Here is a 15,962-nt window from a genome sequence, read left to right on the forward strand (position 1 = left end):
TTGAGTTGTTTAAGAAATACAACTTAGCCTGGTAATTTCAAGCGTTAAGTAATTAAACTTCAACAGGGGTGTCTATGGGTTTGCTTTCTTGGGAGTGACAATTATTTTCTGGTTTGAAGTATATCCTGGCAGCAGTATCAAAATCCGTACAGTGATGGGTTTTGCGGGCATTAAAACAGTCAATATCAGAAAATCTTCCAAGTTGGATCAATACTTTACTAATTAACCGTCTGTGGGTTAAAGGATCTTCGTTAGAAAATCCTATCTTTGCACCATTGTTTATCTCGACCCCATCTTTTACTTGAAAAAATAGCTGGTCTGATAATGCTGAGTAGATATCATAAATTTCTATTACTTTTTCTTGAGTAAAAGGTACCTCAGAATAGGCAATTTTCATTTCGGCACTTTCGAATTCTTCATCTAAATAGAGCAGGTAAGGTTGGGCGGTATCTTCATTAAGGCCCGCAGGATCAATATTAAAATCGGATTTTTTATTTCTTGGAAAGCAATTCTGATAGAGTGCGCCCGTATCAGAAAATGTAATCTTGAGGTCTGTTTCAAGTTGTGAAAGTAAATCGAAGAATTCCTTTCTGTGGGTAAAATAATTTGAGAAAGAGTTTTGGAGTTCCGCTCTTTTTAGACTCTCGGCAGACTGAGCTGACCTATGGTTTGTCGCTACGAATGCTGTAAGTGGCAGCGCAAGAGCAAGAGCAGCGATAGGGAATTTATAGATTTCGAAGAGTCGATTTAAGCCGACATAAGATGGATCCAAGGGAAGGTCAAGCCGAGCGGCTATCCATGAAGCGGAGATAATCGCCGTGAGCAGGGGAATGAAAAAAACCGTCTTAAACCTGCCTGTCTGCCAAAGAGTGCGCTTCTCAATGGGCCCCTTCGGCGACCACCAGTTTACAAGCCTTGCCCATGCCGCCTTTAAGTCTAATTCAGCCATACGTCCATCCATTTTTTGACATCGGCAAATTATTAAACTGGGCAGTATTGATGTCTAGTGGCTAGATTATTTTACGTCTGTGATTACAGAGTTGGGTGAATTTCAAATAAAGTGATCAAGGGGGGAAGCTCAGTAACACTATAAAAAAGATACATGAGGAGAGGACAATTATTTAAGAATCAATTTTGAGAATGGGTGCACCAAATTTGCACCAAAAGGTATCTAACTTGTTGATTCTGAAGGGATGTGTGGTGCCCGGGGCCGGACTTGAACCGGCACGGCCGTGAAGCCGGGAGATTTTAAGTCTCCTGTGTCTACCAATTCCACCACCCGGGCAGCTCCTTTGCGAGGTGGGATTTTAGCACTTTTGCTCTTCCCTGGATCCTCACGTTCAATGCAGTTCACAGGATTCTGCAATGAAAAGGAAAAATGGAGGCTAGGGTCGGAATCGAACCGGCGTACACGGAGTTGCAGTCCGCTGCATGACCACTCTGCCACCTAGCCTTTGTTCCACATCTTGTGTGGATGAGAACGCTGCGAATTCTATCTGATAAATCTGAAAAATCCTAGCGTTTTCTTATACTTACGTGCCCTTGGCTGCGTAAGTGGGCGCTATTCTATGGACTATCAGAGATTAGTCAAGCGTTGTTTTCAACAAATTGTAAAACTTGAGGAAAAAAGTCTGGAAAGTTCACGGATGACCTTATGGCAATAGACTTAATAACTTTTAGTGCGGTTGCCAATGAAGCTATTTCCATTTGTTCTTAATTTATTGGAAGGGTTGCTGGCAATCCATTGAGGGTGTTCGATACTGTCTTTATCTGGCTAACATGTCTCCCCCCAAACGTGTTATGCAATGCCGGTAGGGCACACCAGGATGGTATTTGCCCGTAGTGTAGCAAGGATGAAATCCTCCAAGTTTCACTCCTAATGGTCTTGGCCCTGACGCTCTCCCCCCCCGTCGTCAGGGCTTTTTTTTATCTGTTGTTTGATGTCCTTAGAATTTTTCTCGGTGAGGTTTTTTAAGGCCAGTGCTTTTACGGGTCTACCAGCTGCTTGTTCTGACAGCTTTCGAAAGCGTTCCAAAGTCACTTCGCCACGGGTACTCGCGAGTGCTTTCGCAACCTCATCAATACTGGCTTTACCGTCGCTTGCTTCACGAATCTCTTTATCGAGTTCCAGCATAACTCCCGCTGCCCGCGCTGTAACTGGCCCTGAGGAGCGTTTCACCAATAGGGTGGGGGCCTTTTTTCCCCAATTAATCAGTTTATCCATTGCCTCTTGGTAGCGGTCATCACTGATGCCACCAGTTCTTCTTAAAATTTCAAGGGAGTAAAATTCTGCAAGGCCCTCCACAATCCAGTCACTCTGGTCATCTCCATGGATACCTGTTCCAACATGTACTAGCTCGTGGATCATGCTACTGGTGCGGTTTCCACTGATCAAAGGCCGATCGGCATGCATAAATAATGAGCGCGTCCCGGATAATCCCCCTCGCCACATAGGGTCATCAGCGGTAACGATCAATAAATGGTCTGGAAATAGAGGGAAAATTTTTTTAAGTTCTGGCAGATTCCAATTGAGAAATGCAAGAATGTCCTGTCGACGGATGTTTTGCCCCTTAGGGCCGGAAATTCTGGTATCTGTGTTGGCAATCAAATCCTGGCGGCTGCCGATCTTACCAACAATCATCCATCCCTTTGGTCTGACAAAACGTCGCTTTTTGTCGGATATTTGATAGAGATTTTCTTCGATTTGAGGGTAGGGCAGAGCGGAAGACCAACCTTCAGGCATCTCTAACTTCAGGCGGGTATCCGTGGCCCGTCCTCGGCTGGTAGCAGAAATTGGCGGAATTAATTTATCGCTGCGTAGAATTGCCCAGTCTTTGGTAATGCGTGAATCATAACCACCGTTTTTCCTTTGGTTATTGATAACAAAACTATAACGGAGTTTTGCCTCGTTGCCGGCGGTGTGCCAAATAGCATTTCCTTCCTTTTCTTCCAAAGGCTGCGCGCTCTTCAGGTCCTTATAACGGCCTGAAGCCAGGTTCAGGGTTAGCTTACTGGGTACGTCTTCACCGCTCAGAGCTACCTCAACCAAGGCCCTCTTACTCTCAGGGTCGATTTTTGCCGTGTATAAGAGCTCATATGCCCTAGAAACCGGTGAAAGGATAAGAACAAACAAAGACAAAGAGAGAAGTTGTTTACGCATCATTATCTGGCAGAAAATCCAACAAGTTCCAATTTGGACAATGAGCAAGCCTACAGGTGCCGAGATGTCGCCATCAAGCAAATGAGTCACGGCACCTGGGTTTAATCATTCGTTCCGGTGCGTCTGGTTAGTGCATGTAGAAGCAAATTTGACTATTAAGTCGGATTAAAGAATACACTTATAAAGACGTTATCAATGTAAGTGGTATATTTTAAGTACAACCCAATATGTCACTAGAGGTTGTGTTATGTAGAAAAGCGCCGCCGAAAAATGTTGATAGGGGAAAGGGTGGTTGATTTTTATTCAAGCTGTGTGTAGGGAAAATGGCCCATGCGCAAGCATTGAGGAATGACGTAGGTACAGAGGCCACAGGTTCCCGTGGCCTCTGTGGATGTTTCTACCAATAACGAATGGAGCGTGGATCCATAAAGGGCATTCCATAGGCAAAGGCGAAGCCGTCTGGGAAAGTACCCATCACTGGTTGTTGGGGGGGCATTCCGCTAACCTCTGCCCCGTAATAGGCCGGGACAAACTGATGGCCGGACCAGTTTGCTCCAGCCCCCGCATACCCTTGCATTGGCGGCACGCTATATCCGGTATAAGGAGAAGTATGTGGGCTTGTGGGCTGGGCGGCAGATACACCAATACCTTCGGTTTTTGCCATTTCTTTGGCTGACTCGAATAGAGAATCAATACCAAATAGCCTGGGAACACCGGCTCCTACTCTATCTGCCCCAAGATTCATTGGTGATGTTAGTGTTCGGATCAGTTGGAAGAGGCCGGTTGTACGCGAAATATCACGCTGTCTGAAAGTGGTTTTAAATAATGGGTGGTGGGCAAGTAGCAGGGCAGCCAGACCAGTGATATGAGGTGCTGCCATGGACGTGCCTGACTGTACATCAAATCCTTTATCTGGTACCGATGACACAATACCCACTCCCGGAGCCGCTACTGATACTTCTGGTCCATGGCAACTAAAGGCGGGTAAGAAAACACCATCTGCAGTAACGGTTGATGGAATAACGGTTTGAGCATCCCAGGAGTCTCTTGGAAATTCATTGAGCATTCCTATCGCCCCTACAGCCATAACATTGGGGGATCTTGCAGGATACTGAACAGGGCCGCCAGAATTGCCAGCGGCAACAATGCAGGCGATACCATGTTGCACAGCATCTTCAATTTGCTGTTCAACGGCTTCTGATGAATCTGTGCTCCCCAGGCTCATATTGATCACATCAATACCTATTTCAATGCAGTGAGCGATTGCATCAATCAGGCTACTAAATTGGCCGCCAGGGAAGACTTTAAATACATAAATTTCGGCTTCTGGTGCAAAGCCACGTATAGCATCAGTCCCAGAGGGTTGGCCGGCAATGATACCTGCGCAATGGGTTCCATGTCCGACAATGTCTTCTGCCCAGCTTTTGCTGTCGTAATTATTAGTGACATCAATGCCATTTTTTAGATGCGAGAGTATTGGATGTTGGTTATCGGCCCCCGAGTCAATGATGGCGATCTTAATACCTTTACCGGTATATTCATCGGGAAGTTGATCTAAGCCCATGTACTTTTGCCCCCAGCCATAGGGAGCGTTATTTGGAAAGCTGGGGATTGCCTCGCTTAGTGAGTGCAATTTGACCAGATTTACTCCTGTCAGAGAAAGTGAGGGGCAACGAATATATTTATTCCAGAAATCTTTAGAGGGGCGGATAAGAAGGGATTTGATCTGGGCCCCGCCACTCTGGGCGAAAATATTGATCGCCACTTCCCCTTTGTTGTTGGTTACGCCCTCTTGTGGGAAGCCCGCACTTTCTACAATTACTTGAGCATCCCGAATCGGTTCACCCTTTGAGCCGACCACTCGGAGCCGGACTTGTTGGGCCTTAGCATGATATTCACGCAAGAGACCGGGCTGCTGGGCAAAAATTGCAGTAAAACTTGGTGCAAAATTAGCTTGCCCATAAGAAAGTAATGAATCCAGTTCAACGGCAATATTGGGAGGGGCCGTTTGGTAGAGAGTAGCGGCAGCATCAACATCCATACGCACTTTGTAGATGTTTGTTGCTTCATCTGCAGTTGAAAGTGTTTTTAGCTTTCTACCTGGCCTAATTTCGCGAAGCACTTCACAACCGGGCTGCCTGGCAATAGTTGAAATTATATTGTGCATTGAGCCAGCGTTTAATAGCTGGACTCCCATAGACTTGGCCACTTGGCTCCGGCGGGGAGAAATAAGTAACTCGACCTTCTCTGCAACCTCGACCGAAGGTTCTCCTGCGGCCTTTTCTTGTCGGGATTCAGTCATGTTTGTGTTCCTTCGCTTTCAGTGCGGTGCTGACTTTTAGCGTGTACTTAACGTCCGAAAGTAATGAATCGAGAGGGTATTCAATATTAGCCGATTGGCTGAATAGGGCTGTCTGGATCTATGATCACTTTCCCGCCTAATTTCCTTCTTAAGTTTTCAACTGCATCTGGTGTAGCTCGTAGTGTGACATTGCTTTTGCGCAAGACGACTTCTTTCACATCTGGGCAGTTTTTTGCCTCGCGTGCCAGCTCCTCCAATTCTATGGCGGTAGCTAATACCTTGCGGTTAGGGACAGCCACATACTGCTCAAATTTTTTCATTATTTTTCTCTGATAACGATCAACTTAAAGAATGCCGGGGCAAGTTATATAAAACTGGTGGCGGAAAATCCGCCACCAAGAATCAGTGTTTGATTAGTGTAAATAGGATTGCTGCTGTAGGGGTGAGTTAGGCTGCTGCATGGCCTGGAATGGGTATGCCTGGCCGATACCACTTAAATTTTGCAATCCTTGATATGGAGTCTGTGGTATTACCTGAAATGGCAATGTATGGCCGATACCCGTCATTGGGTTCATCATTTGAGCAGGGAGGGTCCCCAGCTGCTCTTGAATCTGGGGAACAGGGGTAAACTGATTTAAATAGGGCTGTGTCGTTAATTGTGGAACGAACTGAGGCATGGCCTGAAATGGCAGTAGCTGACCTAGTCGCGCAACATTGTTGAGAAGTTGGCCCTGTGGGCCACCAATGTAGTTGCCAATTACCGGCGCAGCGCGGTTTATCAGTTCTCCTAGGAAACCCTGGGGCGTATATTGTGGCGCAGCCTGGAAAGGCAGCAACTGACTGAGGTTATTCACAGCATTCACAAATTGGTTTTGGGGTGCACCCAAATAGCCCCCAAATTGTTGCGCTGCCCGGTTGATTAATTCTCCAATATATCCCTGAGGAATGAATGGCTGGGTAAGTTGAGGCTGAATTTGTGGTAATGCTTGGAAGGGAAGCAATTGACCAAGACCGCCGAGGGAATTGATCAGCTGGCCTTGAGGTCCACCAACAATACCGCCAATTAATGGCGCCGCCCGACTCACCAAATCACCCAGGAAACCTTGGGGGCTCAGTTGTGGTACAGCATGATGAGGGAATATATTGGTGAATCCTGCGACTGTGTTGATTGGAGGAATAGCGTAGTTAAGTGGCTGTCCAAAAGTCCCTTGAGCGTATGCATATGGCTGGTACATGAACGTACTCCTTGAGTAGGCCTTTATCGATATAAAAATCTATCGTCCAGGTATTTCATGGTTTCTGGGTTGAGAGTATTGAGACTTGATAAAGCCCCATTAACAATTTGACCAGCTAGAAGTAAATCAGGTGCCAATAATAGAGGGAATGCTTTAAGTGTCGAGTATCCAGCTGGCTGAGCAGAGTATAGAGAAGCTTTCGCAGTGTGCTGGAAAAGTTTAAGAATTTTTGTGGCTAAAATCGATTGAATATAAAGGCATGAAAAATGTTTGTACCTTTTTAAAAATGTAACGATTTTTAGCCGATAATTCACTCAATTTTCTATAAGATGGCAAGCCGTGTTGGTTCTAAACTTATACATTATATTGTTCGGAGGAGGCGATGTATTCATCCCCGCTCAAAAGTTTCAGGGTGTGACTTCAAATAGGCAGTCTTATTTAAATTCCTCCTAAATAATAATCATAAAGCATTTCTTCTTTTCTGAGTTGCTTTATGTGTAAGCTTAAAATTCTTCTCTATGGAATCAATGAGGGGTAGGGCGGAGGGCTTTTTTATTCTGCATGTTTCACATGGATCTTTATCAATCTATTGGCTTCGCCGGGTTTAATAGCAATAGGTAGTACTGAATGAAACTCTATGTGTGCTGTGAAAAATCTTGGTGCAGTTAAAAAGGCGTAGTATCCAGGATCAAGGTAGAGGTCACCTGGTATCAGGCTACGAATAATGTGATGGACACCCATTAACTTGGAAGGCACTTAAATAGCGATTGAAAGAATACACTTATAAAGCCGTTAACATATTGTTAGTTCCAAGCAAATACCATCTATTTCTGGTCACCAGTGTTGAGGTGAGCGGTATCTACGCAGCAGATGATGCCCTGCAATTGCAGGAGTTCATTGCTCACCAAGTGCACCGCATGCGGTATTTGCCGTAATGAAGGAGCGAAATCAGCAGGAGTACACTATTGATTGAAATATATCCAAAATAAGACTCCCGAATAGGCAAGCCGGTTATTTCAGAGTGGGCGATAACATAAAGTCAAAGATGTTCGTATAGCGGAGAGATAAAGCCTTCAAAAGCCATAAAGTAAGGTGGTTGGATGCAAAATGCACGAAGATGAAATTTGCGTCGAAAATACTTGACCGATAAAAAGTGGGCGCGTAGTATTCGCGACCTCGGTGAGTAGCGCAGCCTGGTAGCGCACTTCGTTCGGGACGAAGGGGTCGGAGGTTCGAATCCTCTCTCACCGACCATTATTTAAAAAGCCCGCATGCTGCGGGCTTTTTTGTGTCTGTCAGCTTGCTTCTTTTCTCCTGAGTATTTCTAGCACCAACTTTCCACATGGTTCAAAAGCCTTATTAATAAACTCCGGTTATTGTGCTTGAGAATGGTCTGTACTTTTTCCATTTTTTGCTCTTATGGGGCAGGGGTTAAGAGGGTGCCCCACATGTAGATGAAGGTATTTTCGCGAGCCCCTAAAGCGAAATGGCTCCATACTTCTCACACTTCAAAAATGCAGAGTGGCCTGTTACGTATCCTAAGAAGAAAACTGCCAGCTTATGTCGGCGAGATCGCCAAATTGGTAGCGATTGTCTTTGTGGATTAGAAGGGACTATTCACTCGTGGAGATCCTGAAGCTATTTATGAGATTTTCAGGTAAAAAGGTTACGCCGCTCATTCCCGGCTGGGCTATCTCTACCGATACAATGAGTGGCGCTTTCTTGTCTGGCTTTAGTTATAACCTTTCGATTTAGCTTTTAATTTGTCGAATGAGGCCTTCTTGTGCGGTAGAGGCTACCAACACGCCATCGCGGGTATAGATCTGGCCGCGGGTAAATCCACGTGCACCACCGGCAGACGGGCTATCAGTGACGTACAAAAGCCATTGATCTAGACGGAAGTTGCGATGAAACCACATGGCGTGGTCAACGCTGGCTGGCATCAGGTGTGGATCGAATAGGGAAATATCATGTGGCTGCAGAGAGGTGCCCAGTAGTCCCATATCAGAGGCATAGCAGAGTGCTGCTCGGTGCTCGATAGGGTCATCAGACATTTCGCCCTCTGCACGCAACCAGAACATACACTTGGCTTCTCGGGTTTCGGCACCAAAGTAGCTTTGTGGATCTACTGGGCGGAAGTCGATCATATAGCGGCGCTGGTCATACTGCGGGCTAACGAGGCCAGCCTCCAGAGCCAGCTCCTGAGTGTTTTTTAAGCTTTCTGGGTCAGGTATGTCCACAGCAGGCATGTCGGCCTGATGATCGAAACCAGGCTCCTGGATCTGGAAAGAGGCCGACATGTTAAAGATCGCGCGGCCGCGCTGTTTGGCCACAACGCGGCGGGTGGTAAAGCTGCCCCCGTCACGTATTGGGTCCACCTCATAGATTACCGGTAGCTCGCTTGATCCAGGGCGTAAGAAATAAGCATGTAGGGAGTGTGGCAGGCGATCCTCGACGGTACGGGCGGCGGCCATCAGGGCTTGGCCAAGCACCTGGCCCCCAAAGAGTACTTTTCGATAATTTTCGACGTGATGGCGACTGCGAAAGAGGTGACGATCCAGCTCTTCGACGTCGAGAAGTTTGCTCAGCTTTTCCAACATGGACGACTCTACCTGTTACCTATAAGTGATAGTCGGGTTTGCCTGGGCTGGCATTGGAGGTCTGCCCAGAAGAGCGATAATAACAGTAGATGACGTAAAGGCCATTATTAGTCATTAATTTTGCATCAAGTTTCATTGGTGGCTGATGGTTCACTTAGTTGAGCGCTTTGCGTTAGCAATGTGATGTCATTCATGGCGAAAATGATGGCTAACTTGGACCTTAAATGTCGTATTAGGACAAAATTTAGGCGGGCTGCTCTCTCTTTGGGCGTATTTTCTAGGCTAATTTCCCGATTCTCTTTTCCAAGCGACTCGAATTGCCTATCATTCATGAATGAATAGTCAATTTCAGTCCCCAACATTACGGGCAGAGAAGGTCGGAAGTATGGATAAGGCAAAAGAGAAGGTTCAGAGGTTTCGCGCGCGTGAGCAGCGCATCCTGGATGCGGCTCTGGAGCTTCTGCTGGAGCATGGTGAAGAGAAAGTCACGGTTGAGCAGATTGCTGAGCGTGTAGATATAGGCAAAGGCACCATCTACAAGCACTTTATCTCTAAAACAGAAATCTATATGCGGCTGCTGATGGACTATGAAAAGTCCCTGGCAGAGCGCCTGAAGATCGCAGTAGAGAATGCAGAGAAAGGCGACATTACCGCGCCCGCCCGTGCCTACTTTGAGTCCCGTATGGCTGATCCTGGTAAGGATCGCCTCTTTCAGCGCTTGGAAGAAAAGATTATCTCTCTCAATTTGGCGCCTGAGATGATCTCCGAATTACACGCTATCCGTAACTCCAACACCTCGGCTTTAAACCGAGTATTTGAGCGCAGGATAGAGCAGGGGATGCTGAAAAAAGTGCCTGCCTATTTCTATTACTCCACTTACTGGGCCCTAGTGCAGGGCGCAGTAGAGCTCTATCACTCCAAATCCTTTGCCGATGTGATCGAGGATCGTGAGGGATTGATGGAGTTTATTATGGATGTGGGTGTACACATTGGTGATACCTCACAGCGTAAACCCATGGAGAGCGGCCATTCTGGCGACACGGCGGGGTCCTCCTTTGGCTGAGCCACTTTTTCAGCAACTGCAAAAGTTGCAAAAGGAGTTCCACGGGCACCCACCGGTTGACCGGTGGGACCCGGATTTCTGTGGCGATATGGATATGGTGATCAAGAGTGATGGTCGCTGGATTCATGAAGGAACCGAAATCCGCCGCCAGCCACTGGTGAAGTTGTTTGCTAGCATTCTGAAGAGGGAAGGGGATGAGTACTTTCTGGTCACTCCTGTCGAAAAGCTGCGAATACAGGTTGAGGATGTCCCCTTTGTAGCTACTCAGGTTGCGCGCAGTGCCTCAAAGGGTGAGGAGCAGCGGCTATTATTCACTACGAGTGTGGGCGATGTCATTGAGCTGAATCAAGGTAGCAATTGGCAGCTTCAAGAATTCGGCACACCTGCGCAGCCAGTCCCCTACGTAGAAGCCCGAAATGGCCTAATGGCCAGGGTGTCCCGTGATGTCTTCTACCAGCTGGTAGACTGGGCAGAAGAGAGAAGGCTGGGGGAAAATGGTTCTGGGCAGCTGTTTATACGCAGTGCAGGTGGCGAATTTCTTTTGGGTTCTTATTAGCAAATGCCCTTTTCTAAACCTGGGGTTGTTTTCTATTCCCCCAGGTTTATCTAACTACTTAGATAAGCCCCTCTTGAAATCGCCTTTAACGTAAGTTCTCCCTGGATTCATAACTTTCCATATTTCTTTTGCAGTCTTGTGCAAATTGGCAAGATTTAATGGTTTTTATATTTCTTTCATTTTTCTGAAAGCGTATGTAAATCCAAGGGAAATAAAAAATACAATTAAATGTAAAGTTCAAGTTTCTAGTGCAAAAATTACTGAAAACATATAAAAAGTTAACAAATTCGCAACACGCCGTTTCTACACTCCCCTCCGTCCTATTCGCTTAGGCGTAAAAACAAACATAGTGTTCAGGCAGTCAATTATTTGATTTCAAGTTTTTACCTGTAAGTAAAAATCTGAGGTCAATATTCATAGGCTGCTCATATTTTGGATATTAATTCCTTTAGGGGGGAGTATGAAGCGTATACAAAATCGAGTTGTCCTGGCTGCCGTAATTGCGGCTTTATTGGCGGGTTGTGATGGTGGTGGTGTCAGTGTTGAGCCTAAGACCGTAGATAATTCAGTAGATAACTCTGTTGATAATTCTGGAGGCGGTTCTTCAGAAAACCCCTGTGCAATTGTTGAAAGCTCTGGTGTGCAAGGTACCTATGAGAGTGGTAACTGCCGATATGGAACCGATTTTGTTTCTGCATCCAATCCTTTAACTGAAGATTTGTACCTCCCGGCGCTTTCAGAAGGTGGAGCCCATATTTTTGATGGTAGTCTTTTTGTTGGTGAAAATTTCTCTAGTGATGCCGACTTGCAGGCCGCTGGTATCACCAAGGGTGGAGATAGCGTAAAGCTGGAGATACAGGCTGGGACAACCGTTGCGTTCAAGGATAACTCGGCTTTTATGGTCGTGAATCGTGGCTCGCAAGTTTTTGCCCGTGGTACTGAATCCGCACCAATTACCTTCACTTCTGAAACTGATGTTCGCGGCACTGTGACTGCTGATGCAGTATCCCAGTGGGGTGGAATGGTTATCAATGGTTTTGGTGTTACCAATAAATGTAAATATAAAGGCTCTATTGGCGGCGGAGATTTGGTCTTGGATGGAGAGTGTCATGTTGCTGCTGAGGGGTCTACTGACGATAACACTTCATACTACGGCGGCGACAACAATGCGGATAACTCTGGTGAGCTTTCCTATGTCGTCGTAAAACATACTGGAGCTTTGGTCGCTAGTGGCGATGAACTCAATGGTATCTCATTTGATGCGGTTGGAAATGGGACTGTGGTAAACAATTTGCAGGCTTATTCCACTTTTGATGATGGGATTGAGTTCTTTGGCGGTGCGGTAGATATTAATAATTATGTTGCCCTTTATGTGCGAGATGACTCAATCGATATTGACGAGGGTTACCGTGGAAGTATCACCAATGCCCTGGTGATTCAGAGTGAAAATGATGGCAACCACTGTATTGAGGCAGATGGAATCGGTTCTTATAAAGACACGATTGATTACACCGCACTGATTAATCAAGGGCTTAACAGTCGCCCTATGATTGATGGTCTGACTTGTATCGTTTCTGCTCAAAAAGAAGGTACGCATGATCCGGGTGCTGGGTGGCGCTTGCGTGAGGGTATTTACCCAATGATTACTAACTCAATGATCGTTGCCTCATTTAAAGCTGACGAAACGGCTGATGATGGTAGCAACTACTGTTTACGTATGGAGAGTGCTCAAACCCGTAACGAAGCGACCTCCGGAACAGAGCTAGCCCTGACCTCAAACATTTTTGCTTGTGAAGATCGCACTAAAACCGACGAAGCTTCATTCGATTTAGTGGCCTGGGCTGAAGATAACGGAAACCAGTTTGCCCCGATTTCTGGTGCGGTGAGCCCAACCATCGGTATTGATACCAATTTTATTTTGCTAGACGGAACCCCTGCAATCTATACGGTGGCTGCTGATCAACAGCGCATCAATGATGCCGTGCCTACTGTAACTGCGTTTGAACGCGCCTACTTGGGTGCCCTCGATATAAATGGCACTGACTGGACTCAAGGTTGGACTTACGGCCTTCACCAGGGCAACCGTGCACAGCCTCTCTGGTTTGAATAATTAGCTTTAGGGATTGTTAGGAGTATTTCTCCTGAACCTGCAGGGCGCCGCCTTCGCTGATGGGGTTGGCGCCTTGTTTGGTTTTGATGCCCCAAAATAGGAATGATAAGAGGCCCGTGTAATGGCTAAATATGAAAATTTCCAGAGACTGCCGTTGGTAATGGCTATTACCGCGGCCTCTGCTATGGCTCCTGGTGTATTTGCCCAGGATGCGGATCTGGTGGAAGAAAGCACTGGTAAAGCACGAGGGATTGAAGAAGTGGTAGTTCAGGGGCGTTTGCGGGACTCTGCGGAGGCCCTGGTCAGTGAGCGCCTGGAAGAAGAAGTGGTCACCGATATCCTTGGTGCCGAGATGATCGGTCGGGTAGGGGATTCTACAGTGGCGGCTGCGTTGCGTAGGGTATCGGGACTATCGCTCGTGAGTGATAAGTTCGTCTATGTGCGTGGATTGGGGGAGCGTTACTCAAGTACCACGCTAAATGGTGCGATAGTACCCTCACCGGACCTGACTCGAAATGTGATTCCTCTCGATTTATTCCCTACTTCCATAGTGGATTCCCTGGCTGTTCAGAAGAGTTACTCTGCTGATCAGGCTGCTAGCTTTGGCGGTGGCAATGTGGATATTCGCACAAAGGGAATTCCCGATGATCTGACTTATTCTGTAGAGTTCGGCACAGGAAGCAATACGGAAACCAGTGACGAGGTTCTGAGTTATCAGGGTGGAGATGATGACATCTTCGGAACTGATGATGGTACCAGGGCACTCCCAGGAGAAATATCCGCAGCGCTAAAACGCTTTAGGGGAGGCTTGGGTATCTCCGATATCAGAAAAGTTCTGGTTGAGGAGGGAAATCAGTATGCCAGTGAGCATGAAGCCGATGATGCAGCCCAAGCAATAAATCGTGAACTGGCCTTAAATCTCAATCGTGATATTTCTATCGAAGTGGATTCCAGTGATCTGGATAGGGATATGAAAGCGAGTGTAGGCAACCGTTTTTCCTTCAATGATCTTTGGGAGTTGGGATTTCTGGCTGGAGCCTCTTATAAAAGTAAGTGGAGGGAGTCTGAGAGAACCCTGCGCAACTTTGGTGCCCCCAAAGAGCAATTGAATAATCGCAACAAGTCAACTTATTCAGTGGATATCAGTGGGAATTTAAATTTAGGTATACGCTTTGCTGATGAGCATGTGATTCAAACTACGAGTATATTCCTGCGCAATACTGATGATGAAACCTCTATTACGGATTACTTTAATGAGAACCGGCAGGTATCAGACGGTTCAGGCTATCGTGAGTATTTGTTGAAGTATGAAGAAAGAGAGCTAAACCTAAATCAGGTCAAAGGCAATCACTCTCTGGGACCCGAGACCAAAACCCTTCTTCCTTTTGAGTTCTTCAATCTGGTTCCGGAAGAGGTGATTGTTGATTGGTTTTATTCGGATGCAACAGCGACCACAGATATCCCCAATCAGGTCGACGTCATTTCCGATACAGTTACTGATCCTACGACGGGTGAAGTGCTTAGCTCTAAGGTCAGTACGGGTTCTCGAAGTGCAGGTTTCCGATTTACAGAACTTGAAGACGAAGTCAAAAATTACGGTTGGTCAGTCAACTTGCCTCTAGAATTTTCATTTTCAAGTTTGGAGTTGACGGGTGGCTTCGCGAGGATGGAGAAGGGGCGCTCATACAAGCAAACTGAGCTGCGCCTAGATATCTTCAGTGTGGCTACTGAAGATGTACTCGTTGGCCCGCTGGGCGAGGTATTTGGTGATGAAAATATCACCAACAATGGAAATGACTACGTTTTCGACTTGGCGGGAAGTAACAAGCAAAGCTATTTAGCAGCTACGGCTACAGATGCAGTATTTGGTAAATTCGATTGGACATTATTTGAAACCTGGCGAATTTCGGCTGGGGCGCGCTGGGAGGATTACAGTCAAGTGGCACTTGAGTGGAATCCTTATGGCTACACCATAGATGACCCTCAAGTAATAACTGACCCGAAAGAACTGCTGGAAGCTGTATATTCTGAAGATGACATTTACCCATCTTTCTCACTGACTTATATGGGAGAGTTTTGGGCGGAGACTTTTCAGCTTCGTTTTGGAGTCTCAAAGACAGCTGTACGGCCGGATCTTCGTGAAATTACCGATGCGTATTATATCGATCCTATTACTGGAGAGCAGGTCAAAGGTAACCCCAGTGTTCGTCCCTCTGAAATCCATAATTATGATCTGCGTGCCGAATGGTTCTTCGATAGTGGGGACAACTTAACGGTTTCCGCTTTTTATAAGGATGTTATTGACCCCATAGAATTTTTTGAAGCGGCTTCCAGTGACACCAATGTAGCCAGGGAAATTATTAATGCCGAGTCTGGAGAAATTACCGGTATTGAAATCGAGGGCATGAAGCAGCTCGGCTTCCTGGGTGACTCTATGGAGAGTTTCTTTGTGCAGGGTAATGTCACTCTACAGGAGACGGAATTGGTTGCGGGGGGTGAGGCTGATGCGCCTACGAATCCTGAGCGGGAAATGACGGGGGCTTCGGAGTTTGTCGTGAATATGCTTTTGGGCTTTGATAGTCCTGATGGCAACCATTCGGCAACATTGGGGTATAACGTATTTGGTGAGAGGTTGCATCTCGCCGGCCGTAAACTTGATCCAGACTCATATGAACAACCTTTTCATTCTTTGGATTTGACTTACTCCTGGTATCCCATCGAAGAAGTGACAATAAAAGCCAAGATGCAAAATTTGTTGGATGAGTCTATCGAGATTGAGCGTGATGGCGTCATCGTATTCGAAGAGAAGCTTGGCCAATTCTTTGCCTTAAGTGCTCAGTATAAATTCTGATTTTCTGCCTGCTAAATCCTGCTTCCGACTTCTGGAAGCAGGAGTTCATCTAGTTTTGCGATCTTAGAAGAGCGCTGACTAATAA

Annotated in this window: 10 protein-coding genes and 3 tRNA genes; 5 read left to right on the forward strand and 8 right to left on the reverse strand. The window is 46.4% G+C overall.

Annotation, left to right across the window (positions count from 1 at the left end; genetic code table 11):
* Positions 1-52: 52 nt before the first annotated feature.
* The 7 genes from MJO52_RS10165 to MJO52_RS10195 form a co-directional block, all read right to left on the reverse strand.
* Positions 53-949, reverse strand: coding sequence for a hypothetical protein (locus MJO52_RS10165; RefSeq protein WP_252085828.1), 897 nt, complete (start codon positions 947-949; stop codon positions 53-55).
* Between the two features lie 249 nt (positions 950-1,198).
* Positions 1,199-1,285: transfer RNA gene (locus MJO52_RS10170), tRNA-Leu, on the reverse strand.
* Between the two features lie 94 nt (positions 1,286-1,379).
* Positions 1,380-1,453 (reverse strand) — tRNA-Cys (locus MJO52_RS10175).
* Between the two features lie 423 nt (positions 1,454-1,876).
* Positions 1,877-3,049: a hypothetical protein gene (locus MJO52_RS10180; protein ID WP_252085829.1), complete on the reverse strand. Its 1,173-nt coding sequence runs from the start codon at positions 3,047-3,049 to the stop codon at positions 1,877-1,879.
* Positions 3,050-3,557: 508 nt separating this feature from the next.
* Positions 3,558-5,462 (reverse strand): S8 family serine peptidase, encoded by a 1,905-nt coding sequence (locus tag MJO52_RS10185; RefSeq protein ID WP_252085830.1) that lies wholly within the window; start codon positions 5,460-5,462, stop codon positions 3,558-3,560.
* Between the two features lie 86 nt (positions 5,463-5,548).
* Complete coding sequence (locus MJO52_RS10190; protein WP_252085831.1) at positions 5,549-5,782, reverse strand: hypothetical protein; 234 nt, start codon at positions 5,780-5,782, stop codon at positions 5,549-5,551.
* A 93-nt stretch (positions 5,783-5,875) separates the two neighbouring features.
* Positions 5,876-6,697 carry a hypothetical protein gene (locus MJO52_RS10195; RefSeq protein WP_252085832.1) on the reverse strand — a complete coding sequence of 274 codons (822 nt, stop codon included), beginning with the start codon at positions 6,695-6,697 and terminating at the stop codon, positions 5,876-5,878.
* A 1,177-nt stretch (positions 6,698-7,874) separates the two neighbouring features.
* On the opposite strand from MJO52_RS10195, the gene MJO52_RS10200 reads away from it, so the two are divergent.
* Positions 7,875-7,951 (forward strand) — tRNA-Pro (locus MJO52_RS10200).
* A 497-nt stretch (positions 7,952-8,448) separates the two neighbouring features.
* Here MJO52_RS10200 and MJO52_RS10205 read toward each other — a convergent pair.
* Positions 8,449-9,297 (reverse strand): acyl-CoA thioesterase, encoded by an 849-nt coding sequence (locus MJO52_RS10205; protein WP_252085833.1) that lies wholly within the window; start codon positions 9,295-9,297, stop codon positions 8,449-8,451.
* Positions 9,298-9,682: 385 nt separating this feature from the next.
* On the opposite strand from MJO52_RS10205, the gene MJO52_RS10210 reads away from it, so the two are divergent.
* The 4 genes from MJO52_RS10210 (at position 9,683) to MJO52_RS10225 (ending at position 15,877) form a co-directional block, all read left to right on the forward strand.
* Positions 9,683-10,360 (forward strand): TetR/AcrR family transcriptional regulator, encoded by a 678-nt coding sequence (locus tag MJO52_RS10210; RefSeq protein ID WP_252085834.1) that lies wholly within the window; start codon positions 9,683-9,685, stop codon positions 10,358-10,360.
* Positions 10,353-10,916, forward strand: a complete 564-nt coding sequence (locus MJO52_RS10215; protein ID WP_252085835.1) for a DUF1285 domain-containing protein — start codon at positions 10,353-10,355, stop codon at positions 10,914-10,916. Before MJO52_RS10210 ends, MJO52_RS10215 begins: the two co-directional genes overlap by 8 nt.
* Positions 10,917-11,376: 460 nt before the next feature.
* Complete coding sequence (locus MJO52_RS10220; RefSeq protein WP_252085836.1) at positions 11,377-13,026, forward strand: serine/threonine protein kinase; 1,650 nt, start codon at positions 11,377-11,379, stop codon at positions 13,024-13,026.
* Positions 13,027-13,147: 121 nt separating this feature from the next.
* Positions 13,148-15,877, forward strand: a complete 2,730-nt coding sequence (locus MJO52_RS10225) for a TonB-dependent receptor domain-containing protein (RefSeq protein WP_252085837.1) — start codon at positions 13,148-13,150, stop codon at positions 15,875-15,877.
* Positions 15,878-15,962: the final 85 nt, after the last annotated feature.

This window comes from Microbulbifer variabilis, from assembly GCF_023716485.1.
Classification (GTDB): domain Bacteria; phylum Pseudomonadota; class Gammaproteobacteria; order Pseudomonadales; family Cellvibrionaceae; genus Microbulbifer; species Microbulbifer variabilis_B.

Coding starts and splice junctions, on each gene's coding strand:
- MJO52_RS10195 (WP_252085832.1), bottom strand. CDS start 6,697: ATGTACCAGCCATATGCATACGCTCAAGGGACTTTTGGACAGCCACTT.
- MJO52_RS10210 (WP_252085834.1), top strand. CDS start 9,683: ATGGATAAGGCAAAAGAGAAGGTTCAGAGGTTTCGCGCGCGTGAGCAG.
- MJO52_RS10165 (WP_252085828.1), bottom strand. CDS start 949: ATGGCTGAATTAGACTTAAAGGCGGCATGGGCAAGGCTTGTAAACTGG.
- MJO52_RS10205 (WP_252085833.1), bottom strand. CDS start 9,297: ATGTTGGAAAAGCTGAGCAAACTTCTCGACGTCGAAGAGCTGGATCGT.
- MJO52_RS10220 (WP_252085836.1), top strand. CDS start 11,377: ATGAAGCGTATACAAAATCGAGTTGTCCTGGCTGCCGTAATTGCGGCT.
- MJO52_RS10190 (WP_252085831.1), bottom strand. CDS start 5,782: ATGAAAAAATTTGAGCAGTATGTGGCTGTCCCTAACCGCAAGGTATTA.
- MJO52_RS10185 (WP_252085830.1), bottom strand. CDS start 5,462: ATGACTGAATCCCGACAAGAAAAGGCCGCAGGAGAACCTTCGGTCGAG.
- MJO52_RS10225 (WP_252085837.1), top strand. CDS start 13,148: ATGGCTAAATATGAAAATTTCCAGAGACTGCCGTTGGTAATGGCTATT.